Annotated in this window: 19 protein-coding genes; 8 read left to right on the top strand and 11 right to left on the bottom strand. The window is 57.8% G+C overall.

The window, feature by feature from the left end; all coding sequences use genetic code 11:
• Positions 1-208 precede the first annotated feature (208 nt).
• The 6 genes from WH50_RS23590 to xdhA all read right to left on the bottom strand — a co-directional run bounded on the left by WH50_RS23590 (position 209) and on the right by xdhA (position 7,394).
• Positions 209-1,477 (bottom strand): urate hydroxylase PuuD, encoded by a 1,269-nt coding sequence (locus tag WH50_RS23590; RefSeq protein ID WP_243410251.1) that lies wholly within the window; start codon positions 1,475-1,477, stop codon positions 209-211.
• 21 nt (positions 1,478-1,498) lie between these two features.
• A complete protein-coding gene (gene uraH, locus WH50_RS23585) occupies positions 1,499-1,843 on the bottom strand; it encodes a hydroxyisourate hydrolase (protein ID WP_165838542.1) in 345 nt (114 codons plus the stop codon).
• A complete protein-coding gene (gene uraD, locus WH50_RS23580; RefSeq protein ID WP_110189667.1) occupies positions 1,840-2,370 on the bottom strand; it encodes a 2-oxo-4-hydroxy-4-carboxy-5-ureidoimidazoline decarboxylase in 531 nt (176 codons plus the stop codon). The genes uraH and uraD overlap by 4 nt, the downstream gene beginning before the upstream one ends.
• Positions 2,371-2,747: 377 nt before the next feature.
• Positions 2,748-3,617, bottom strand: a complete 870-nt coding sequence (gene xdhC, locus WH50_RS23575; RefSeq protein ID WP_110189655.1) for a xanthine dehydrogenase accessory protein XdhC — start codon at positions 3,615-3,617, stop codon at positions 2,748-2,750.
• On the bottom strand, positions 3,614-5,974 hold the full coding sequence (xdhB, locus tag WH50_RS23570) for a xanthine dehydrogenase molybdopterin binding subunit (RefSeq protein WP_110189653.1): 2,361 nt from the start codon (positions 5,972-5,974) through the stop codon (positions 3,614-3,616). Before xdhB ends, xdhC begins: the two co-directional genes overlap by 4 nt.
• Complete coding sequence (xdhA, locus tag WH50_RS23565; RefSeq protein WP_110189651.1) at positions 5,967-7,394, bottom strand: xanthine dehydrogenase small subunit; 1,428 nt, start codon at positions 7,392-7,394, stop codon at positions 5,967-5,969. Before xdhA ends, xdhB begins: the two co-directional genes overlap by 8 nt.
• 428 nt (positions 7,395-7,822) lie before the next feature.
• Here xdhA and WH50_RS23560 point away from each other — a divergent pair, with 428 nt between their 5' ends.
• The 4 genes from WH50_RS23560 to WH50_RS23545 all read left to right on the top strand — a co-directional run bounded on the left by WH50_RS23560 (position 7,823) and on the right by WH50_RS23545 (position 12,318).
• Positions 7,823-9,415 carry an ABC transporter ATP-binding protein gene (locus WH50_RS23560; RefSeq protein WP_110189649.1) on the top strand — a complete coding sequence of 531 codons (1,593 nt, stop codon included), beginning with the start codon at positions 7,823-7,825 and terminating at the stop codon, positions 9,413-9,415.
• Positions 9,402-10,472: an ABC transporter permease gene (locus WH50_RS23555; RefSeq protein WP_110189647.1), complete on the top strand. Its 1,071-nt coding sequence runs from the start codon at positions 9,402-9,404 to the stop codon at positions 10,470-10,472. Before WH50_RS23560 ends, WH50_RS23555 begins: the two co-directional genes overlap by 14 nt.
• Before the next feature lie 72 nt (positions 10,473-10,544).
• Entirely contained in the window at positions 10,545-11,471 is a 927-nt protein-coding gene (locus WH50_RS23550) for an ABC transporter permease (RefSeq protein WP_104152348.1), read from the top strand.
• 130 nt (positions 11,472-11,601) lie between these two features.
• On the top strand, positions 11,602-12,318 hold the full coding sequence (locus WH50_RS23545; protein WP_243410250.1) for a TetR/AcrR family transcriptional regulator: 717 nt from the start codon (positions 11,602-11,604) through the stop codon (positions 12,316-12,318).
• Positions 12,319-12,359: 41 nt separating this feature from the next.
• Here the strand turns inward: WH50_RS23545 and zigA are convergent, their stop codons facing one another.
• Positions 12,360-13,574 (bottom strand): zinc metallochaperone GTPase ZigA, encoded by a 1,215-nt coding sequence (gene zigA / locus WH50_RS23540; protein WP_110189643.1) that lies wholly within the window; start codon positions 13,572-13,574, stop codon positions 12,360-12,362.
• A gap of 203 nt (positions 13,575-13,777) precedes the next feature.
• Between zigA and WH50_RS23535 the strand changes: the two genes are divergently transcribed.
• The 4 genes from WH50_RS23535 (at position 13,778) to WH50_RS23520 (ending at position 18,058) form a co-directional block, all read left to right on the top strand.
• Complete coding sequence (locus tag WH50_RS23535) at positions 13,778-14,122, top strand: cupin domain-containing protein (RefSeq protein WP_008954152.1); 345 nt, start codon at positions 13,778-13,780, stop codon at positions 14,120-14,122.
• Positions 14,123-14,335: 213 nt separating this feature from the next.
• Complete coding sequence (locus WH50_RS23530) at positions 14,336-14,920, top strand: TetR/AcrR family transcriptional regulator (protein ID WP_110189641.1); 585 nt, start codon at positions 14,336-14,338, stop codon at positions 14,918-14,920.
• Positions 14,921-15,055: 135 nt separating this feature from the next.
• Positions 15,056-16,411, top strand: a complete 1,356-nt coding sequence (locus WH50_RS23525) for a TolC family outer membrane protein (RefSeq protein ID WP_165838541.1) — start codon at positions 15,056-15,058, stop codon at positions 16,409-16,411.
• 306 nt (positions 16,412-16,717) lie between these two features.
• Positions 16,718-18,058, top strand: a complete 1,341-nt coding sequence (locus tag WH50_RS23520) for a sigma-54 interaction domain-containing protein (protein ID WP_110189637.1) — start codon at positions 16,718-16,720, stop codon at positions 18,056-18,058.
• Positions 18,059-18,113: 55 nt separating this feature from the next.
• Here the strand turns inward: WH50_RS23520 and WH50_RS23515 are convergent, their stop codons facing one another.
• The 4 genes from WH50_RS23515 to WH50_RS26460 all read right to left on the bottom strand — a co-directional run bounded on the left by WH50_RS23515 (position 18,114) and on the right by WH50_RS26460 (position 21,308).
• Positions 18,114-18,794: a type 1 glutamine amidotransferase domain-containing protein gene (locus tag WH50_RS23515; RefSeq protein ID WP_110189635.1), complete on the bottom strand. Its 681-nt coding sequence runs from the start codon at positions 18,792-18,794 to the stop codon at positions 18,114-18,116.
• A gap of 135 nt (positions 18,795-18,929) precedes the next feature.
• Positions 18,930-19,955, bottom strand: coding sequence for an NADP-dependent oxidoreductase (locus tag WH50_RS23510; protein WP_110189633.1), 1,026 nt, complete (start codon positions 19,953-19,955; stop codon positions 18,930-18,932).
• A gap of 427 nt (positions 19,956-20,382) precedes the next feature.
• A complete protein-coding gene (locus WH50_RS23505; protein WP_110189631.1) occupies positions 20,383-21,078 on the bottom strand; it encodes a dienelactone hydrolase family protein in 696 nt (231 codons plus the stop codon).
• 59 nt (positions 21,079-21,137) lie between these two features.
• Positions 21,138-21,308, bottom strand: a complete 171-nt coding sequence (locus WH50_RS26460) for a hypothetical protein (protein ID WP_165838540.1) — start codon at positions 21,306-21,308, stop codon at positions 21,138-21,140.
• Positions 21,309-21,790 lie beyond the last annotated feature (482 nt).

Raw genomic sequence — 21,790 nt, 5'->3', positions numbered from 1 at the left:
TAGTCTGAATATTAATTTTTCTCACCTAGTCAGACGTTACATCTGTTCCCTCCTCTTCACTCATACCCTGTTCCCGAGAACTGATGCTACATAAACGACTCAGGCGCTGTGCAAAGCAGCAGCGCCTGAGTGGTGGTCATTATTATCAGTCTGTTGTTAAAGCCGGATTCACTGACTACTTCGGATGACCTGCCCGCTCACTGGTCAGCTATTTACCTGCCAGCCAGACAAGCAACGCCTGACGCTCCTCTGCGGTCATTCCGGTCCGATTGGCCAATGGCATATATTGCGTCGACACCGCCGTCGTGATCTGGGCTTTGCGGCTAACGATATCTGCCAGCTGGAGAAACACAATCCCTGCCGGAGGCGCTGCAAACAGCGGATCGGTTGGCTGCGTGGCATGGCACGACTCACAGCGAGCCTGCACCAGCGCCATGGCCTGATCATCAGTCAAAGCCCCCCCCGCACTATTCTGAACCGGCTCCACCGCTTGCTCAGCGACCGCCGCACTTTTATCAGCACTGGCCTTATCAGTAATTGATGCGGACGCTGCTGATACCGCAACGGGCGTGGCCACAGTGGCTGGTCGCCCACTGACCCAATAGGCCACGGCGGCCAGTGCGATGAAAGAAACCACCAGAATCCATGGCCGCACAATCCCCTTGTGACGCAGATTGAAAAAGTGCCGGGCAAAAGCGCTGATGGCGCCCAGTGCCGCCAGCACCAGCCAGCCCTGCGCGTGGTTATAGGTGAAGGGATAGTGGTTGCTGATCATGATGAACAGGATCGGCAAGGTCAGGTAATTGTTGTGAGTAGAACGCAGCTTGGCCATGGCGCCATAACGAGGATCAGGTGCCGTCCCCTGCTCGACCGCCTTCACCAGCGCACGTTGCGCAGGCATGATGCCAAGAAATACGTTGCCCGCCATGATGGTGCCAATCAGTGCCCCCACATGGATGTACGCACCACGCGGGCTGAAGACCTGAAACAGCCCCCAGGCAAACAACGTCAGCAATGCGAAGAGCACCACGCCAAACCATGCCCCATTGCGTCGCAGCGGTGAGCGCAATAGTCCCTCATAGCAGATGAACCCCACGATGAGGCTGGTCAGGCCGAGCGCCACGGCGTCCGTCACCGACAGCGATGCGACCCGTGGATCAATCAGATAGGCCTGCGCACCGAGGTAATAAACCAGCGCCAGCATTGCCATCCCGGACAGCCAGGTAGAATAGGCCTCCCACTTGAACCAGTGCAGATGATCAGGCATACGCGGGGGCGCCAGCTTGTATTTGGCCACCTCGTAGAAACCACCGCCGTGGATGGCCCACAACTCCCCCGCCAGCCCCTTACCTTCCTTGTCCTTGCCCGGTGCCACCAGATGGTTGTCGAGCCAGACGAAATAGAAGGATGCACCGATCCAGGCTATACCAAAGATCATGTGCATCCAGCGCACCAACAGCTGAACCCAGTCTTGCATCCATACATCCAGCCACATCGGTCAGCTTCCTCTGTAAGTCGAGTATCCGTATCCGGCAAACAACAAGGGAATGTGATAGTGAGGCAAGGATCCGTCCAGCTCGAAGGTCAGCGTCGCTTCTGGGAAAAACACCGGGCGATCATGCTGCTGACACCACGCCTGCAGGTCGAACGTCAGGCGATAGCGCCCCGGCGTCAGACCCGACACCTCCAGCTCCGGCCACTCCCGGATACGGCCATCCTCATTGGTCGCGGTAGCACTCATCTCCCACCAGCTTTCTTCATCAAGCCGCTCCAATACCACCTGTAAACCCTGCATGGGCCTGCCACTCAGGGTATCCAGTGCATGTGTACTCAGCGAAATCATGCCAGTTCCTCCGCCAGCCATGCCGTGCGTAACCATTTGCTCAGGCGCAGGGCGGTAATCTTGCGCTGCTCACGGGCAGCATTGACGATTTCCTCTTCGGTGCTGTTGGGCAAACGGTCATTGAGCAACGCCAGCATTTCCTCGGCCGATTTGCCGGTGGCAAAGACGATAAAAATAAAACCATGTTTGTCGAGATAAGCCTGATTACCCGCAGCCAGCTGCTGCAATACTTCCTCCTGTGCAGCCGCGACAGCAGACTGCTCACTGGCTGCCAGACCACGGGTATCGGCATACTTTTCCCGCAGAGAGTTAACGTCGCCGATCATCGGATGACCAGCAAAGGCCTCCAGCCAGTCATCACTGCTGAGCGCGGCAAAGGCATTGCGTACCGTGGCCACAAAAAATTGTTCACTGCTGAACGGTGCCCCGTCAGCCACCAGCTCTACCCAGCGTTCAGCGCTGCAACTGTTACGCAAGTGTCGTCGCAGATCATCAGGTGAGTAGGTATTGAGATAGTTGGTAAACATAGGTACTCCAATATCAATCAATTTGAGGTGAGTACTGCTTCGGCGACACAATCGCACTGCATCCGCCCAACTGACACCGTACTCAGGGGCGACGGTCATCAGTGAGTACTGTTGAGTCTGTATGAGCGTATTCACGCCCTTGGTGCTATTGATGTTGATTAACTGAGGAAATGGCCCCGGCAATAGCCGCAGCACGTCGTGTCCTGATGCCTGCCCCTGGCTTTCATGCACTTGGGCTGCACCGGTGTAAGCCCTGGGCAATTCTTCTGCGCTGGCAGGTGGTCAGAATGGATAGCGCGGGATCACCGCTGCCCGTCCTCTGCCTCTGAACCAGACATCCTCTGTCAGCTCAGGTGCGCTGCTGATATCTGAGGATGTTAGCCACCTGATAAGGTGCCTATGCTGCGCGCTGCCTGCCAGTTCAATGGCGTCACTGCGATACTTTGCCCTGCTTCGGCCTTGTCCAGCTGTAACTGCTGAGCAGCAATGGACACCGCGACTTCCATCGGTCGCTTACCGCCAATATCCGGCAACCCAACCGGGCAGCAGATGCTATCAATCTGCTGCGGCGCGAACCCCCGCTGCTCCATGCGCTGCTGAAAGCGTCGCCACTTCTCTGCCGAGCCGATCAGTCCCACGAACCCCACCGGACGGGGACGTTTCAGCAATGCCATGCAGAGATCGAGATCCAGTTGATGATTATGGGTCATGATCAGATACCGGGCCTTGTCCGGAAGGCGCTGACTGAGCCCAACGGGGTCATCGTCGCAATAGGTGGTGACATTGGCAGGAATGTCATCAGGGAACTGCCCTTCTCGGCTATCGACCCAATGAATCCGATAAGGCAATGCTGACAGAATCGTCACCAGTGCCTGCCCCACGTGCCCGGCTCCGAAGATCACCAGCTGACGACTACCGAGCATCAACGGCTCCAGCATCAGCATCGCCACACCACCGCAGCACATGCCGAGATTGGCGGCCAGATTAAAACGCTCCACCAGCGGGATACGCTGCCCGTCTTCCAGCATCTGCCGGGCCTTGATCACTGCCTGCTGTTCCAGATTGCCACCGCCAATGGTGTCAAAGCAGACATCAGGGGTGACCACCATCTTGGCGCCAGCTTCACGGGGGGTGGAGCCCTGTGCACCCAACACGGTGATCATCACCGCGTCCTCCCCGTGCTCGCGGCACCAGGTCAGGGCATCCAGCCAGGTCACTGGGGGCTCATTGCCCCTTTGCCGGCTCATTTTGCCGCTCCCTGCGCCTGCACAGCCATTGCCTGCAGGGTACGTGCCGCCTTCCAGACGGCTTCCGGCGTTGCCGGTGCCGACAGCGGTATAGCATTGCCCGGAGCCAGATCAGCCAGCGCATCACGCAATGCACACCATGCCGAAATTGCCAGCATAAACGGAGGCTCACCGACGGCCTTGGAGCGGTGAATGGTATTGGCCGGATTATCGGCGCGCTCCAGCAGGCGCGTGGTAAAGGCCACGGGAATGTCGCCAATGGTAGGAATCTTGTAGGTGGCAGGCATGTCAGTACGCAGCCGTGCCTGTTCATCCCACACCAGTTCTTCGGTGGTCAACCAGCCCAGCCCCTGCACAAAGCCCCCTTCGATCTGACCGAGGTCAATGGCAGGATTCAGCGAGCGCCCTACATCGTGCAGGATGTCCACCTGACACAGACGGTACTCGCCGGTTTCGATATCGACCTCGACCTCACTGCAGGACACCCCATGTGCGAAGTAGAAGAACGGCCGGCCTTCTGCCCGCGCACGGTCATAGTGAATCAGAGGCGTGCGATAGTAGCCGGTGGCAGACAGGGAAATCCGGGCGAAATAGGCCTTCTGCACGAACTCGGCAAAGCCGAATCGCTGCTGGCCCACGATGACCTGCCCACTTTCAAAGCTGATGGCACTGGCGTCCACACCAAACTCGCTGGCGGCAAAGGCACGCAGGCGCCCGAGCAGCGTGGTACAGGCATCATGCACGGCCATACCGTTCATATCTGCACCGGAAGAGGCCGCCGTTGGCGAGGTATTGGGGACTTTATCCGTGCGGGTGGCGGTAACCCGGATGCACTCCAGTGGCAGATCAAAGGCATCTGCTGCCACTTGCGCCATCTTGATGTACAGCCCCTGCCCCATTTCAATCCCACCGTGATTCACCTGTATGCTGCCATCGGTATAGATGTGCACCAGGGCACCGGCCTGATTGAGGTGCTGGGCGGTGAAGGAGATGCCGAACTTGACCGGCGTAAGGGCAATACCGCGGCGCAATGGCCCGTTGCCGACATCCGCATTGAAGGCCCGGGCGGCCTGATAGCGCTGATGGTACTGACAGTCTTCTGCCAGCTTGGCCATCATTTCCGCCACCGGGAACTGCTCCAGCTCCTGACCATAATGGGTGCGGTTGCGCTGATCGGTGTCATAGAGGTTGTTCATGCGTACGATGTAGGGGTCGAGCTGCAGCCGACGGGCCAGATCATCCACCGCGGCTTCAATGGCAAGCATCCCCTGCGGGCCACCAAAGCCCCGATAGGCGGTATTGGATGCGGTATGGGTAAAGGCACGATGGCCACTGACCCGGGCATGGGCGAGGTAGTAGCAATTGTCGGCATGGAACATGGCGCGATCAACGATGGCATCAGACAGATCCGGTGAACAACCGCAGTTGCCGATCAGCTCCATCTCCAGCGCGCTGATGCGTCCGCTCTGATCGGCGCCGAGGCGGAACTGCCCGACAAAGGGATGGCGTTTGCCTGTCAGACGCATGTCATCACGGCGATTGAGCCTGATCTTCACGGGTCTGCCGGTACGCACCGCCACCAGGGCCGCCATACAGGCCGGCGCCGCTGCCTGGGTTTCCTTGCCCCCAAAGCCACCCCCCAGACGCCGTACTTCTACAGCCACCTGATTCAGGGGTAAGCCCACCACTTCCGCCACCAGCTTCTGCACTTCTGAGGGGTGCTGAGTAGAGGAGTACAGATGCAGACTGCCGTCTTCCTGCGGAATCGCCAGTGTCGCCTGCGTCTCCAGATAGAAATGCTCCTGCCCACCAATATCCAGCTGCCCCTGCACCACCACCTCGGCCTGCTCCAGTGCGGCGCTGGCATCCCCCCGCTGCATCACATGAGAAGGGCGCACCAGTAGACCCTGCTGCCAGGCCTGCACCGGGTCAAGTACCGGGTTACCGGCACGATATTCCACCCGTGCGCTGGCCAGCGCACGGCGAGCCGCCGCTTCAGACGTCGCCGCGACGGCAAACAGTGCCTGACCGACATACAGGGTGCGACCATCAGCAAACAACGGATCTCCGGGAAATACCGGACCGATGTCCTTGTGCCCGGGGACATCATTCAGGGTGATCACGTCGACCACGCCAGGACTTTGCCGCACCGCCGTCAGATCCACACTGACAATCTCGGCATCAGCCTGCTCCGCCAGCCCCAGCACCAGATGCAGGGTGCCGGGTACGGTGGGAATGTCATCGACATACTGAGCCTGTCCACTGACCTGCATCGCCGCACTGTCATGGGTAACGGCCTTACCTACCGGACTGCTGCCCGCGCTGGGGTACATCCCCGGTTCAATCAGCTTACGCATGGCTCAGCCCTCCTTTCTGTACCTCGCTGCAGAGCTGCTTCAGCCCTCGCTTCAGTAACGTCGCCGTCACCCCAGCACGGTATTGCGCCGACGCGCGGGCATCGCTCATGGGCTGCACATCACGTCCCAGTTCCGTCAGCAATTCATCGCTGCTGATGGCCAGTACATCGGCCTGTTGCAGCCACTGTTCGGTGTGTGTCGCCCGGCAAGGAATCGCTGCCATTCCCCCCAGACCGATATGGATATCGGTGAGGCGCCCTGCATCTGCCACCTTGGCAGAAAGCACCAGCAGTGTGGACGCAATATCATCCTCCCAGCGTTTGCTGATCTTGTGGATGAACAGGGGTCTGGCCAGCGCTGCTCTGGGAACAATAACGGCCGTCAGCAGCTCACCTTGCTGCAATGCAGTCTGGCGATAGCCAAGAAAGAAGTCCGACAAGGGCATTTGCCGCACGCCTTCGGCGCTGGTCAGCTCGATACTGGCATCCAGCGCCAGCAGCACCGGCGGCATATCACCCACCGGCGAGGCGTTGACAATATTGCCTCCCAGCGTGCCCTGATTGCGCACCTGATTGGCAGCAACCCGATCCAGCAAGGCATGCAGGGGGGCGGACTGGCTGGCAGACCACTGCATCAGCTGGTTGAAGGTGACGCCTGCCCCGAAGCGCACAACCTCAGCGTTTTCCTCGATCTGCTGCATGCCTTCGATGCCACCCAGCCAGATAAAGCCGGGATAACGGCGATGGAATACATTCATTTCCACCAGCAGATCGGTGCCTCCGGCGACCAGCTTGTAATCGGGATACCTGTTGATCGCTGTCACGGCCTGTTCAATCGTTCGGGGGATAACAAAAGCGGGAGAAGCACTGGCGTTCGCAGCGCTGTCAGCCTTGACCTGCTGCAACGCCCCCTGTACCTCGGCGGGGTCAAAAGGCATGACACAGGGTTTAGCGGCCAGCTCGGTGGCCGCATCGCGAATAGTGGTATAACCGGTGCAACGGCAGAGGTTACCGCCCAGCGCTGCGCTCATGGCTTGCGCATCCAGCCCATTGCAATGGCCGGCAAACAGCGACATGACAAAGCCCGGTGTGCAGTAGCCGCATTGAGTGCCGTGGTGATCGACCATCACCTGCTGACAGGGATGCAGCGTGTCTTTGCTGCCAACTCCTTCCACCGTCAGCAGATGACGCCCTTGCAGGGTATTGGCCAGCGTGATGCAACCATTGACGGCCTGATAACGGACCTGCCCATCCTTCTGGATGTCACCTATCACCACGGTGCAGGCGCCACAGTCGCCTGTTGCACATCCTTCCTTGCTTCCCATCAGCCCTAAATCAGTGCGCAACCAATTCAAAATGCTCTGATTTGGCTCAGGAAAGGGAACCTGCATGGCCTGTCCATTCAGCACAAAATCAAGCATGGTAGCCGTCCTCTCTCACGGTGACGCTTGGTATGACAAGCGCTTAAGGTATATTTGTCTATTTGGGGCCGGATTCAGCCAGGCAAATAATTAACCACATGGTTAGTTTTCTGCTTTATCAAAGGCAAAGCCTATGCCAATTCAATTTTAGTCCGCCTGGTTAAATAACTTCTGCAAATGGCATAGAACCTGCAAATACAAAAACAATTCTGATCAATTAGTCAATTATTTATCGGCTCTGAATATAGCCCGGACATTGAAGATTACTACTTCTTTAATTGCCGACAGCCCATACGAATTATTCAGCGCCCCCGTATCAACATGCGCAGGCACCCTGAAAATGTTGATACTGCAGACAGGAATTACAGCGAAATGTCGCTGCTAGCACTTTCAGCAAGAGTGACAGACAGAACTCAAAGGCCGTGACCATGACACCACTTCTCGAGGTTCGTCATATCACAAAGGAATACCCCGGCTGCCGCGCCAACGACAGGGTCAACCTTTGTATCGATATGGGCGAAATACATGCACTGCTCGGTGAAAACGGAGCAGGCAAAAGCACCCTGATGAAAATCATCTACGGCGTTGTTCAGCCAGATGAAGGGGAACTGCTGTGGCGAGGGATGCCGGTCAATATCAAGGGCCCTGCTCATGCCCGTCAACTGGGTATCGGTATGGTGTTTCAGCACTTCTCGCTGTTTGACACTTTGAGCGTGCTGGAAAACATTCTGCTGAGCCTGCCTGCCCATGAGGCACGTGACCGCCTGCGCGTGCTGCGCCAGCTGGACGACATGGGCAAACGTTATGGTATGCACCTTGACCCCCATCGCCCGGTCAGCACCCTGTCGACCGGCGAGCGGCAGCGGGTCGAGCTGATCCGCGCGCTGCTCAACGAGCCACAACTGCTGATCCTTGATGAACCCACCTCGGTGCTCACGCCCCAGGAATGCGAAGGGCTGTTCGCCAGTCTGCGCAAACTGGCGGCCGATGGCTGCTCCATCCTGTTTATCAGCCACAAGCTGCAGGAGGTGAAAGACCTCTGTCAGCGCGCCACTATTCTGCGCGGTGGTTGTGTGGTGGATGAGCTGGACCCACGCGAAACCGACATCGATACCATGGCCGCGCGTATGGTCGGCTCCGGCACCGCCACCCATGCCACGACCCGTCCGGGTGTACAGGGCGAAGCGGCAATCTCAGTCCATCACCTGACCCTCCCCGGCTTTTCCAGCCATGAAGTAGGCGTCAGGGATGTCAGCTTTACCGCCTACAAAGGCGAGATTCTCGGCATCGCTGGCGTGGCAGGTAATGGTCAGGCCTGCATGCTGCGTGCCTTGAGTGGCGAGCAGCTGAGCCAGAGCGATGATGTACGTATCGGTGCCAGAGGCATTGGCCGTCTGAACCCGGCACAACGTCGCAAACTGGGAATGGCAGTCGTGCCTGAAGACCGTCTCGGCCGTGGTGCCGTGCCCGACATGACGCTGGTGGAAAACGCCCTGCTGACCGCCGCCGATCAGGGGCTGGTGAAGAAAGGTGTCATCCAGCACGGTGCCCTGCGCGACTGGACCAGCCAGCTGTGCAAGCTGTTCAAGGTCAAAACCGCGGGCATTGATGCTCAGGCACGTTCGCTGTCGGGCGGTAACCTGCAGAAGTTCATCATCGGCCGTGAAGTGCTGCAACAACCCGCTGTGCTGGTGGCTTCACACCCGACCTGGGGGGTAGACATCGGCTCCGCGGTCGCCATTCGTGAAGCCCTGCTGACACTGCGTGATCAGGGCTGTGCCGTCATTATCCTGTCGGAAGATCTGGACGAGCTGTTTGAAATCAGTGATCGCATGACGGCGCTCTGTCACGGCCAGCTGGCCCCCATCAAGGCCCGTCAGGATACCTCTGTCGAAGAAGTGGGCCGCTGGATGGGCGGCGACTTTTCCGACACCCCACCCGCTGCTGAAAGCTCAGCCATAGCTGCCGCCACCGCGGCTCACAGCGATCTGCCGCAGGAGAATCGCCATGCTCAGGCTTGAACGCCAACCTCAAGACTCGCGCCTGATGGCCTGGTGCTCGCCCCTGCTGGCCATTGCGCTGACGCTGGCCGCTGGCGCCCTGCTGTTTGCTGTACTCGGCCACAAACCGCTGGAAAGTCTGTATGAGTTTTTCCTCGGCGGTGTCAAAGACATCTACAGCGTCGGTGAACTGGGCGTCAAGGTCACCCCCATTCTGCTCTGCGCCGTAGGGCTGGTGCTGTGCTACCGCGCCAACGTCTGGAACATCGGTGCCGAAGGCCAGTTTATTGCCGGCGCCCTCTGCGCCGGGATGGCGGCACTGGCCGGGCTGGATATCGATACCCCCTGGTATGCCGTGGTTATCATGCTGGCAGGTATGCTCGGCGGCATGATCTGGGCAGGTATTGCAGCCTGGCTGAAGACCCATTTCGCCTGCAACGAAATCCTCACCACCATCATGCTCAACTACGTGGCCTACAACCTGCTGCAATACGGCGTGCATGGTCCTCTGAAAGATCCGCAGGGTTTCAACTTCCCTGAGTCTGCGATGTTCAACGATAACCACCTGCTGCCAGTCATCCTTGAAGGAACACGTCTGCATGGCGGGATTCTGATTGCGGCCGTTGCCGTCATTGCCGTCGTCCTGCTGCTGCGTTACACCCATCTCGGCTTCAAGATTACCGTGCTGGGTCGTGATGCCTCTGCGGCCACCTTTGCCGGTTTCGGCAGCAAGCAGCTGACCTGGATTGTCCTGCTGGCCTGCGGTGGTCTGGCGGGGCTGGCGGGTGCCGGTGAAGTGGACGGCCCTATCGGCCAGCTGACTCCCTACATTTCTTCCGGTTATGGCTATGCGGCGATCATCGTGGTGTTCCTTGGTCGTCAGCAGCCGGTCGGGGCCGTGCTGGCCAGTATTCTGCTTGGCCTCACCTATCTCGGTGGCGAAACCAGCCAGATCAAGCTGGGCTTGCCCGTGTCGCTGACCGAACTGTTCCAGGGCATGCTGCTGTTCTTCCTGCTGGCCTGCGACCTGTTTATCGGCTATCGCCTGCGCTGGATTCCCCGTGTTCATCCGGCGTGATACAGCGCAGCCCGACCTGGATTTCTACAGGTATCGCCTGCTGACACGCGGCGCTACCGGAGGTAACTGAAAATGGATATGGATCTGATCACGAACATCCTGTTCGCCGCCGTCCGTACCGGCACGCCGCTGCTGCTGGTGGCGATTGGCGAACTGATCTGCGAACGGGCCGGGGTACTCAACCTCGGTCAGGAAGGCATGATGCTGATGGGCGCGGTGCTGGGCTTTATCGCCGCCCTCACTACCGGCAGCATCGTCACCGGCTTTGTGGTGGCGGCACTGGCCGGTGTGCTGATGTCTCTGCTGTTTGGCTTTCTCGCTCTCACCCTGAGCACTAACCAATATGCCACGGGTCTGGCCCTGGCCATTTTTGGCGGCGGCCTGAGTGCCTTTATCGGCCAGCCCTTCGTCGGCAAGCCTGTCGATGGCCTGCACGCCATCGTCATTCCCTACCTGTCTGATATTCCCCTGATCGGTAAGGCGCTGTTCGCTCAGGATGGCATGGTCTACCTCAGTTTCATTCTGGTCCCGGCACTGGCCTGGATGCTGAAAAACAGCCGCCCCGGCCTGATTATCCGCGCAGCCGGTGAATCCCCGGATTCGCTGCATGCTCTCGGCCACCGGGTGATGATGGTGCGCTATCTGGCGGTGATGTTCGGTGGCGCCATGGCCGGACTGGCGGGTGGCTATCTGTCGCTGGCATACACTCCGATGTGGAACGAAGGCATGACCGCCGGACGTGGCTGGATTGCCCTGGCGCTGGTGGTGTTTGCTGGCTGGCAGCTGGGCCGCCTGATGCTGGGCGCCTATCTGTTCGGCCTGGCCAGCATTCTCCATCTGGTCTTCCAGGGGCTGGGCTTTGATATCTCCCCCAGCCTGCTGGCGATGATGCCTTATGTCGCCACTATTCTGGTGCTGGTGGTGCTGTCACGCAGCCGCGACAACCCTGCCCTGCAGGCTCCGGCTGCCATCGGTAAACCCTGGCGCCCGGTGCACTAATTGCCGTTATTGCAGGGGTTTCACCTTCTACGCCGGGGGCATAATGCACCCGGCAGCTCAGTCTGAGCGATGTTTTGCCCATATGTATCGAGCTATTCATTAGTATCAAATGAGCCATGAGTACCGAACTATGAAGTACAAACCCGGACAGATTCGTGAGGACAACGTACAGAAGATTCTGGCAGCGGGTGAAAAGGTGTTCGCCAGTCAGGGTTTCAAGGGCGCCAGTATGCAGCAGATTGCAGATCTGGCCGGTATTCCCAAGGCTAATCTGCACTACTACTTCAAGACCAAGGACAGTCTCTACCTTGAGCTACTGAGCCGGATGCAGAGTCTGTGGAACAGTGCGCTGGATGACTTCACGCCCAGCGATGATCCGGCCGAGGTGCTGAGCCGCTGGATCGAGGTGAAGGTGGAGATGGGCTATCAGCATCCGCTGAGTTCAAAGATGTTTGCTATGGAAGTCATTCAAGGGGCGCCACACCTGCGCCGACACATTCGCGAAGTGACCCGGCCCTGGTTTGAGCAGCGTGTCGCCACCATCCAGCAGTGGATTGATCACGGCCGTATTGCTGCGGTTGACCCTGCCCACCTGATCTTTCTGATCTGGTCATCTACCCAGCATTATGCCGACTACGCCACCCAGATTCTGACCCTGACCGATCAGCGCCGTTACCGGCGCAAAGATATTGAGCATATCAAAGGCTCGCTGATCCGCATGATTCTGGCTGGCTGCGGCCTGAACATACCGGAGCGCTGGCAGACCGTGCTGAGCAGTCAGCCTGACTTTCTTGAGGTGTCACCGATGCAGATTGAATTGCAGGGTGGCAACCAGCGTCTGGCCTGAGAACGTGCTCCCGATCTGAGAGCACGAACACACTCTGACTGTTAATACTGCTCTTCCAGCTCCACCAGCCCATGCTGAAACGGATCATTCCAGTGCTGGAATGCTTCCCTGTTGCGCCATTCCTGCTCACTTACCAGACACCCGTCGAGACGCTGACAAAACTGCGCCTGCTGCAGACCCTGACCGATAAACACCAGCTCCTGACGACGGTCGCCGGTGTCGTCCTGCCAGTGTTGCAGGATGGCCTGTCGGGCATCATCGGCGTCTGGCCAGTGCTCCTGCGCCACCGAGGCCCACCATTTACCTGCATGTTCGTACTGCAACAAGCCACCGGCCTGCGACCAGTGCAGCGCCTCGTCTGGGCGAGAAGCCAGCCAGAAGTATCCCTTGGAACGCAGTAGCCGCCCCTGCCCGGCAGTCAGACCGTCTTCAATCAGGGTCAGCAGGCGTTCAGGATGGAAGGGACGACGCGCCCGATAGACAAAGCTGTCGATACCGTACTCGTCGGTTTCAGCATGAATTTCACCGCGCAGTGTCTGCAGCCACCCCGGCGCCTGCACGGCCTTATCAAAGCTGAACCTGCCGGTATTCAGCAGTTGCTGCAAAGGCACCTGACCATTGCGGCTGAACAGAATCTCCGCATCCAGGTTAAGCGAGCGCAGCACGGCAGCCAGCTCCTGCGCTTCGGTCTCAGAAATCAGGTCGGCTTTGCTGATCACCAGCACGTTGCAGAATTCGATCTGATCAATCAGCAGCTGCGATACACTGCGCAGATCTTCCTCACCCAGGCTTTCCCCCTTGTCCTGCAATGACAGTGCCTCTTCGTAGTCGCGCAGGAAATGCACGCCATCGACCACCGTCACCAGCGTATCCAGCCGCGCCACATCCGACAGCGACTGGCCCTGCTCATCACTGAAGGTAAAGGTTTCCGCCACCGGTAACGGCTCGGCAATACCGGTGGACTCAATCAGCAGGTAATCAAACTGACCGCTGGCCGCCAGCTGGCGGATCTCCACCAGCAGATCCTCACGTAATGTGCAGCAGATGCAACCATTGCTCATCTGCACCAGCCGCTCTTCGCCTCGCTTCAGCTCGACCTCACGCGCCACATCTGCCGCATCGATATTCACTTCACTCATGTCATTGACGATGACAGCCACCCGGAGGCCAGCGCGGTTATTGAGGATGGCATTCAGCAGTGTGGTCTTTCCGGCACCCAGAAAACCGGAGAGGACAGTAACAGGCAAGCGATTCATGAGAGGGTTCCATCAAAACGTTTTAATTTATGTTATTACATAACATAAACACTTCACAAGCTGCCGCTTAATTAGCTTTCAATATCAGTACCAACTGCCAGCGGGCGCATTTACCCCAGTCAGTGTCGGCTGGAGACAAACTCTGTCATCACTCCCGCCCCTAGAATGACGGCTGTTTCTTAATCTGAGCGAATGGAGCTGACATGTCTGATTTCATCACCGTGCTGCGCGAAACCTGCCCTACTCCCGTTGTGGATGCGACCAAGTGGAAGCGTATCGGCGGCGATCCGCACACCGTCAACCTCAACGCCTACCTGTCCAAGGATGGCAGCAAGATCATGGGCACCTGGATCTGCACCCCCGGTAAATTTGAAGTGAACTACGAGAAATGGGAATACTGCCACTTCCTTGATGGCTACTGCATCATCACTCCCGAAGGTGAGCAGCCGGTTCATCTGAAAGCAGGCGACGTGTTCGTGATCGAACCCGGCATGAAGGGCACCTGGGAAGTGGTCGAAACCGTACGCAAGTACTTTGTCTTTGCCTGATCCTTTGCCCCACTGACTCCCAGAGTCAGTCGCCATGCCGGGTAGCTTGAAACCGCGCCCGGCATGGTTGCTCCCACCGTTTATTGCGCGATGTGTGTGCCCAGGCGAGCGGCTCGCACAACAGTGATATTCTCTCAGCCAGCCCTTCTGCGCTTGATTTAGCCGTGGTCAGTCCGGACAATGCCCAACGACTGTTGACGCTAAATCTGTTTCATGAACGACAAACGCCTTCATATCCTGCGTGTTACCGAGAAGCTTCTGAAAGAACATGGCCTGCATGGGCTCAGCATGAGCAAAATCGTGCAGGCCGCCGGGGTGTCCACTGGCACCATCTACAGATACTTCAAGGATAAGCACGACCTGATCACCGCTATTCACTTTGAGTCAGCGAGTCAGCTGGCGCTGGCCATCTGTCAGGATCTGGATGGCCCGGCAGATGACCGTCAGAAGCTGTTCACCATGATCGACAACCTGATCGACTATAACGAACGCTATCCTGAGCGTTATCTGACCAAAGCAGCCCTCGATCTGGTGTCGCAACAGCGCACCCACTGCGATATGGAACGTATTCGCGCCCTGTTCGCGCCGCTGACCCGCTATATTGAAGGCGGACGTGAAAAAGGTCTGTTCAAACCCTTGCCCACCGACATTCTGGTCAGCCTGTGCCTTGGCCCCATTGAATGGAACTACCACCTGCGCAAGGAAAGCTTCTGCACCCTCAGTAATGAGGAATTATTGTTGATCAAACAGGCCTGCTGGGAAGCTATGCTGGCACCTGAAGCCAACCCCGGCAGCTGATTCCGAATACCGGATCCGCCCCTGGTGTCACCCGCTCCGTAGATGGCGACCCTGTCTGCCCTCAACTATATTTACCGGCTGTCACCCCGTAACTGGCGGGGCATAGCGAACTGCCGCCAAGAAAGGAATAAGCGCATGCATAAACCACTCGCCATCAGCTTGCTGTGTGCCGGACTGTCTTTACATACCCTGTCAGCTCAGGCCGAATCGCTGATTGAAGTCTATGAGATGGCGCTGAAACAAGATCCGCAGCTGCGCTCCGCCGAGGCCGAGCGTCAGGCTTCGGCCGAAATCATTCCACAGCGCAAGGCGGACCTGCTGCCGAATATCAACGGCACCGCGGGTATAGGTAATGCTGATTACGACCGTGCCGGTGACTTCGACTTCAAAAACTATGAGCTGTCGCTGACCCAGCCGCTGTTCAACCGCTCCAGCTGGTATGCCTTGAAACAGGGCAAGATTGAAGATCAGGCCGCGGCGATCAAACTGGAAATTGCCCGTCAGGATCTGATCAGCCGGGTCATCACTGCCTATATCGAAGTGCTGCGCAGCAAAAGCCAGCTGAGCGCCACCGAAGCCGAAGAAGCCGCCATCAAACGCCGTCTGGAACAGGCGCAGGCGCAGTATGACGTGGGTCTGGTGGCCGTCACTGACGTCGAAGAGGCCAAAGCCTCCTACCAGCGTGCACAGGTTGCCCGTATTCAGGCAGCCAACGCCGTCGACACCAGTCTGGAAGCTCTGGAACGCCTGACTAATACCGTGGTCACCCAGGTCAATGATCTGAAAAAAAGTTACCCCATCACCGATGCGGATTACCTGTCGCTGGATGATGGCGTGGACAAAAGCATCAGGAACAACCTCAACATCGCCTATGCCGACACTAACTATCGTGCTGCCAAAATGGGTGTCACCATCAGCGAATCAGGCCATTACCCCACGGTGGGTCTAAACCTGTCTCACGGTTACACCAAGAACGAATCCACCGTTGACGGTGATTACAACAAGATCAGCCTGTCGGTCAGCGTGCCACTGTACTCCGGTGGTGCGGTCAGCTCGAAAGTGCGTCAGGCGTACGCCACTGCTAATCAGTACGAGGCCGACTACGACGATGCACTGCGCGAAATCCGCCAGCAGACCCGTACCCTGCTGCGTAACCTGCAGACCAATGTCGCCACCGTTACCGCTCAGGACCTGACCATCAAGGCCAGCGATACCGCATTGAAAGCCACCGAGGCCGGATACGAGGTCGGCACCCGCAACGTAGTGGATGTGCTGGATGCCGAACAAAACCTGTATCAGTCCATCCGTGATTACGCCAATGCCCGCTACGACTACGTGGCCAATCAGGTCAAGCTGAAACAGTTGCAGGGTGCCCTGTCGGTCTCTGACATTCGCGAGCTGGACGGCTGGCTGACACCACTCAGCGAACAGGATGTCGAGAAGAAGAGTACCGGGAAGAACGGCGCAGACAAGAAGAGCAAGAAGCAATAACCAGGCGTTGATATAACGGCACAACGGACTAAGACCCTGCGCTTGCAATCACCCTGAGCGGCCCCTACATGACTGATTGCAATGTTGTGATCCAACTGGACTGAATTTATGTATTAACCACGGGAGAAAACCGATGACTCTCTCTGAGAAGCGTGGGTATATCCTCTGATACCTGATCCGGCTGCTCTGGCCGGGTCTCTGTTTTTATGATCGGTTTTTATGATCGTTTTGGCAGTCGCAAGTTGCTGTCGGTCAAGCTACTGGCCTCAGTCGAGCTTTACCTATGCATGGTTCAGGAGATAGTGCATGAACAAGCCCGTGGTGTGGCTGGTAATACCAGATACGCAGATTGAATCTGCGGTTCGCGACATCCCCGCATTAAGCGCATTCCAGGTAGAGTCCGTCCGCTTCGACAGCAATGACTGGTTACCGCGTCTGCATGCCAGGCCGCCCGAAGCCATGCTGGTGCAGGCTGATCGGGTTCAGGATCAGCACCTTGTCACCCTGATGGAAAACCGCCCAAGCTGCGAAATCATGCTGCTCAGCGAGGGATCACCCAATCCACTGATTGATCAGGCCATGCGCCAGGGTGCCAGCTTTCACTTCCGCCTGCCGCTGGAAGACAAGCTGCTGCAGGACATTTTCAGCGATATTCACAACGAGTGGCGCTCTGAAGACGTGGCCGCCGAAGCCACCCGCAGCGATCTCGACCAGTTCGGCCTGCTGCTGGGTTCCTCCCCCTGCATGCGCAAGGTTTACCGCATGATCCGCAAGGTCGCCGATACCGACGCCAGCGTGATGATTGTCGGCGAAAGCGGCTGTGGTAAGGAGCTGGTAGCCAATACCCTGCACCTGATGAGCCGCCGTATTGATCAGCCCTTTATTGCCATCAACAGCTCTGCCTTCAGCTCAGAGCTGATCGAAAGCGAACTGTTTGGCCATGAAAAAGGCGCCTTCACCGGCGCGGTCAAATCCTACAAAGGCATTTTTGAACAGGCACACCTGGGCACCCTGTTTCTTGATGAAGTCACGGAAATGCCGATCGAGTTGCAGGCCAAACTGCTGCGGGTGCTGGAAACCGGCCAGTTCAGCCGGCTCGGCAGCGAAGATGTGCTGACCACCGACGTTCGCGTGGTCGCCGCCACCAACCGCTCACCGGAGCAGGCCATTGCCGACGGCCGCCTGCGCGAGGATCTCTACTTCCGTCTGGCGCAGTTCCCCATCGAACTGCCGCCTCTGCGTGAACGTGGTGAAGATATTCTGGGACTGGCCAGGCATTTCCTGGCCTATCGGAACGCTGCCGACAAAACCCAGAAGTTTTTCTCTGCCGGTGCCATGGAGGCCATTGAAAAGCACCTCTGGCCGGGTAACGTGCGTGAGCTGAAACATCTGGTGGAGCGAGCCCATATTCTGGCGCTGGATGAAATTACTCAGGAACACCTTGGCCTCGATGGCGACTTCGCCCCGGTCCTGACTCCGCAGGAAGATGCACTGATTATCCCTGCCAATGCCCCGCTGGAGGAGATGGAGCGTCAGGCCATTCTGCAAACACTGGAGCGCTGTGAAGGCAACAAGACGCGAGCTGCAGAACAGCTGGGGATCAGCATCAAGACGCTGTACAACAAGCTGGAAAAATACCGTTCCTGAGTGCTGGCGGCCGCGGTTAAGCCGCCGCCCTTTCACTAAGGCAACACGTTACTCATCAGTGCCGTAGCCGCCCGATCAGCGCCGCAGCCGTCGCTTCGGAAGAAGCAGGATTCTGCCCGGTGATCAGCAGATCATCCCGCTCAATGTGTACCCCCCAGTCATCGCCCCTGGTATAAAGCCCACCTTTAGCCTTGAGTTCATCCTCCACCAGAAAGGGCACGACCTCGGTCAGATTGACCGCTGCCTCTTCACTGTTGCTGAACCCGGTTACCCGCTTCCCTTTCACCAGCGGCTGGCCATCTTCCGCTTTGGCATGGCGCAACACACCGGGTGCGTGACAGACGGCCCCAACCGGCTTGCCGGACTGATAGAAACTCTCGATCAGGCCGATGGAGACACTGCTCTCCGCCAGATCCCACAGAGGGCCATGACCGCCGGGATAGAACAGGGCATCGTAATCTCCCGGGTGAACACTCGACAGCGGCAGAGTTGCGGCCAGCGCCTGCTGCGCCTCCTTATCCTGACGGAAGCGGCGTGTCGCGTCGGTATCAAGGCTGGTATCGTCGCTTTTGGGATCCATCGGCGGCTGGCCACCCAGCGGAGAGGCCAGGGTAACGTCGGCGCCCGCATCAAGAAATACGTAATAAGGTGCCGCCAGCTCTTCCAGCCAGAAGCCGGTTTTATGGCCGGTATCACCGAGTTTGTCGTGAGATGTCAGAACGACCAGTATTTTCACAGTGCAATTCTCCCTGTGTGCGTGTGTCATAGGATGTTCAGGATCAGGGTCTGCTCACCCTCTGCCATGCCAGCAACCGGCAGGCTTTGCTCTGTGCCGACAGGCTGGCGGCAGGCAGATCAGCGCTGATATGGTTTATTCCGGTGCCACTTCCACCACCAGCTTGCCGAAATTACGCCCTTCCAGCAGACCGATAAAGACATCGGGGGCGTTTTCCAGACCCGCAACCCGGTGTTCGCGATACTTCAACTTGCCTGCTGCCAGCCACTCTCCCATCTGTGTGGCAAACTCCGGATAGCGATGGCCATAGTCATCAAAAATGATGAAGCCCTGCATACGGATACGCTTGGTCAGCAATGTCCGCAGCAGCAGCGGTGAGCGATCAGGCCCTTCTGGCAGGGCGGTCGCATTGTACTGGGCGATCAGGCCACACAGCGGTACCCGTGCACGGCTGTTCAGTAACGGCAGCACCGCATCAAAGACCTTGCCGCCAACATTTTCAAAATACACATCAATACCCGCAGGGCAGGCTTCAGCCAGCTGCTGAGGCAAGTCGTCGGCATGGTGATTGATGCAGGCATCGAACCCCAGTTCATCCCGCGCGTAGCGGCATTTTTCTTCACTGCCGGCAATACCGACCACACGACAGCCCTGCAGCCTGGCGATCTGGCCTACCATAGCGCCCACTGCACCGGTCGCGGCGGCTACCACCACGGTTTCTCCGGCTTTGGGCTGACCGATATCGAGCAGCCCCATGTAGGCGGTGAAGCCCGGCATACCCAGAATCCCCAGCGCATAGGAGACCGGCGCCAGAGCGGGGTTCAGTTTGGTCAGGCCCTGACCGTCTGACAGCGCATAGTCCTGCCAGCCGGTGTACCCCAGTACCCAGTCACCGGCTGCAAAGCCCGGATGCTGAGATTCCACCACTTTGGACACCGCACCACCCACCATCACCTCACCCAGTTGTACCGGCGCGGCGTATGATTTGGCATCACTCATGCGACCACGCATATAGGGATCAAGAGACAGATAATGTGTACGCAGCAGCACCTGACCCGCTGCGGGAGCGGCTACTGGCTGCTGATCCAGCTGGAAGTTTTCAGCTACCGGCGCGCCCTGAGGTCGGGAGGCCAGCAAAATACGACGATTGATACGAGTCATAGGGTTTCCTGAAGAAGATCAGATTCTGGTCGTAGCGCCGTGACGGCTACTGCCAACCACGCTGGAATGGGCTCACGTCCGCAAACATGCAGCGCCATTCACTCGACATGTGACGCTATATGAACTCTTTTTTAAAACCGGTTCACAATTCTGGCTCATCAGAGCTTTGTGGTCACAATCGGTGAGTAATCAAGGGAAGAGACAGGTAAATCAGGATGACTGAGTACGCGCGTGTCAGCGCCATTCAGGACGAAAGGAGCGGATTAACGGGCTGGTTAAGGTCAACCAGTCCATGGGACTGATACGCACCCGAAGGTCTGTTAAACACCGTGTGGCCAGCACGCCCCCATCGCGGAGACATTCTACCAACGCAGACGCCTCCTGCTCGTAACCATTGGGAGCTGCCATGGCGGCAGCTCCGGCAGGATCAGGCCAGTACGTTAGCCAGGAAATCCTTGCTCAGCTCAGCAGCACGCGCCGCGGCGGCTTCATGGTAGGAAGCGCGAACGCTGCAGTTAAAGCCATGGTCAGCATCAGGGTGAACATAGATGGACACATCACTGCGGCCAGCGAACTTGCGTTGCAGCATATCGATGGTCGACATCGGAATATGGCTGTCTTTCTCACCGAAGTGGAACATCATGGGCACCGTGATGCTGTCGGCCAGTGCTTCGCGGTCGCCGATACGGCCACCGTAGTAAGACACACCGGCGTCAAACTTGCCGCTCGCCGCTGCCATGTAGGTCAGCAGGCCACCGAAGCAATAGCCCATCACGGCACATTTACCATTGCTCTGCTCCGCCGCGATCACATCTCGCAGTACCAGAATGTCAGCGAGCACCTTTTCTTCATCGGTGGCTTTCAGCAGACCCAGCGCCGTTTGCATGTCGTCACCGGCATAACCCAGACTGACCTTGCGCGCAGAACGCCAGAAAATGTCAGGCGCGTAGACGTTATAGCCCTGTTCGGCATACCCCTTCACTACAGACTGGATATGATCATTGACGCCAAAAATTTCCTGAATCAGTACGATGCTGGGTGCATTGTCCTTACCCGATCTGGCCACGAATACATCCATTTCACCATCTGCTACTGCGATACGACGCCATTCAGTGGAAATCATCCGAATTGATCCTGTTCTAGTGTGAGTTGACCCTGCGCGAGCGCAGCTGTATTACCCGCCTATATATGGATACGACTCACGCCTATCCCAAGAGGGCAATCTTGCAGATTGTGGGGAACAACATGGCGCATGCCGGGTAACAACGCCGAGCCAACCGAGCTCCTCAGCCCCACTGCCGTCAATCCACCCATCAGCATTTTCAGTGACTGACGACGACTTACCTTGCCCATTGCGCTCCCCTGCTCTCGTTTTTAGTTAAGTAATCACTGCGCGAGTACAGGAGCAGTGCCAAGATCAGGCCGCACGGAACAGGGCATTCCGGAAAGCGTGAAGTGCGGTGAGGCGCCAGCCTGAACGGTGCAGCAGAGCTGCCCGATCAGGCCCGGCAAAGCAACAGGCAGTTGCAGGTCAATTAGCAGGCTGTTGAAAAACGTTAGCGAGGCCGCCGAGACAAGGAAATACCCCGAGGGCACAAGCAACAGGCGAAAAAGCGGAGTTTAGTGAGCTAAATGAGCATTTGACTCGCTTTGCTCGCCCCTTCGGGGCCGTGCTAAAGCACGTTCAGCCTTTGGCTGTGAGCCTGTTTTTGACGCGGTATTCGGCAACGCAGATAGATTTTCAACAGCCTGTTAAGCCGACACGCAGGCGCTACACACGTCCCTCTCTCCCTGAGAGAGGGCAGCCACACGCTGCACATCTGTATCAGGTAAAA

Source organism: Pokkaliibacter plantistimulans (assembly GCF_003194385.1).
Lineage (GTDB): Bacteria > Pseudomonadota > Gammaproteobacteria > Pseudomonadales > Balneatricaceae > Pokkaliibacter > Pokkaliibacter plantistimulans.
This window is presented reverse-complemented; position numbering and strand designations above follow the sequence as displayed.

Coding starts and splice junctions, on each gene's coding strand:
- WH50_RS23590 (WP_243410251.1), bottom strand. CDS start 1,477: ATGCAAGACTGGGTTCAGCTGTTGGTGCGCTGGATGCACATGATCTTT.
- uraH (WP_165838542.1), bottom strand. CDS start 1,843: ATGATTTCGCTGAGTACACATGCACTGGATACCCTGAGTGGCAGGCCC.
- uraD (WP_110189667.1), bottom strand. CDS start 2,370: ATGTTTACCAACTATCTCAATACCTACTCACCTGATGATCTGCGACGA.
- xdhC (WP_110189655.1), bottom strand. CDS start 3,617: ATGAGCCGGCAAAGGGGCAATGAGCCCCCAGTGACCTGGCTGGATGCC.
- xdhB (WP_110189653.1), bottom strand. CDS start 5,974: ATGCGTAAGCTGATTGAACCGGGGATGTACCCCAGCGCGGGCAGCAGT.
- xdhA (WP_110189651.1), bottom strand. CDS start 7,394: ATGCTTGATTTTGTGCTGAATGGACAGGCCATGCAGGTTCCCTTTCCT.
- WH50_RS23560 (WP_110189649.1), top strand. CDS start 7,823: ATGACACCACTTCTCGAGGTTCGTCATATCACAAAGGAATACCCCGGC.
- WH50_RS23555 (WP_110189647.1), top strand. CDS start 9,402: ATGCTCAGGCTTGAACGCCAACCTCAAGACTCGCGCCTGATGGCCTGG.
- WH50_RS23550 (WP_104152348.1), top strand. CDS start 10,545: ATGGATATGGATCTGATCACGAACATCCTGTTCGCCGCCGTCCGTACC.
- WH50_RS23545 (WP_243410250.1), top strand. CDS start 11,602: ATGAAGTACAAACCCGGACAGATTCGTGAGGACAACGTACAGAAGATT.
- zigA (WP_110189643.1), bottom strand. CDS start 13,574: ATGAATCGCTTGCCTGTTACTGTCCTCTCCGGTTTTCTGGGTGCCGGA.
- WH50_RS23535 (WP_008954152.1), top strand. CDS start 13,778: ATGTCTGATTTCATCACCGTGCTGCGCGAAACCTGCCCTACTCCCGTT.
- WH50_RS23530 (WP_110189641.1), top strand. CDS start 14,336: ATGAACGACAAACGCCTTCATATCCTGCGTGTTACCGAGAAGCTTCTG.
- WH50_RS23525 (WP_165838541.1), top strand. CDS start 15,056: ATGCATAAACCACTCGCCATCAGCTTGCTGTGTGCCGGACTGTCTTTA.
- WH50_RS23520 (WP_110189637.1), top strand. CDS start 16,718: ATGAACAAGCCCGTGGTGTGGCTGGTAATACCAGATACGCAGATTGAA.
- WH50_RS23510 (WP_110189633.1), bottom strand. CDS start 19,955: ATGACTCGTATCAATCGTCGTATTTTGCTGGCCTCCCGACCTCAGGGC.
- WH50_RS23505 (WP_110189631.1), bottom strand. CDS start 21,078: ATGATTTCCACTGAATGGCGTCGTATCGCAGTAGCAGATGGTGAAATG.
- WH50_RS26460 (WP_165838540.1), bottom strand. CDS start 21,308: ATGGGCAAGGTAAGTCGTCGTCAGTCACTGAAAATGCTGATGGGTGGA.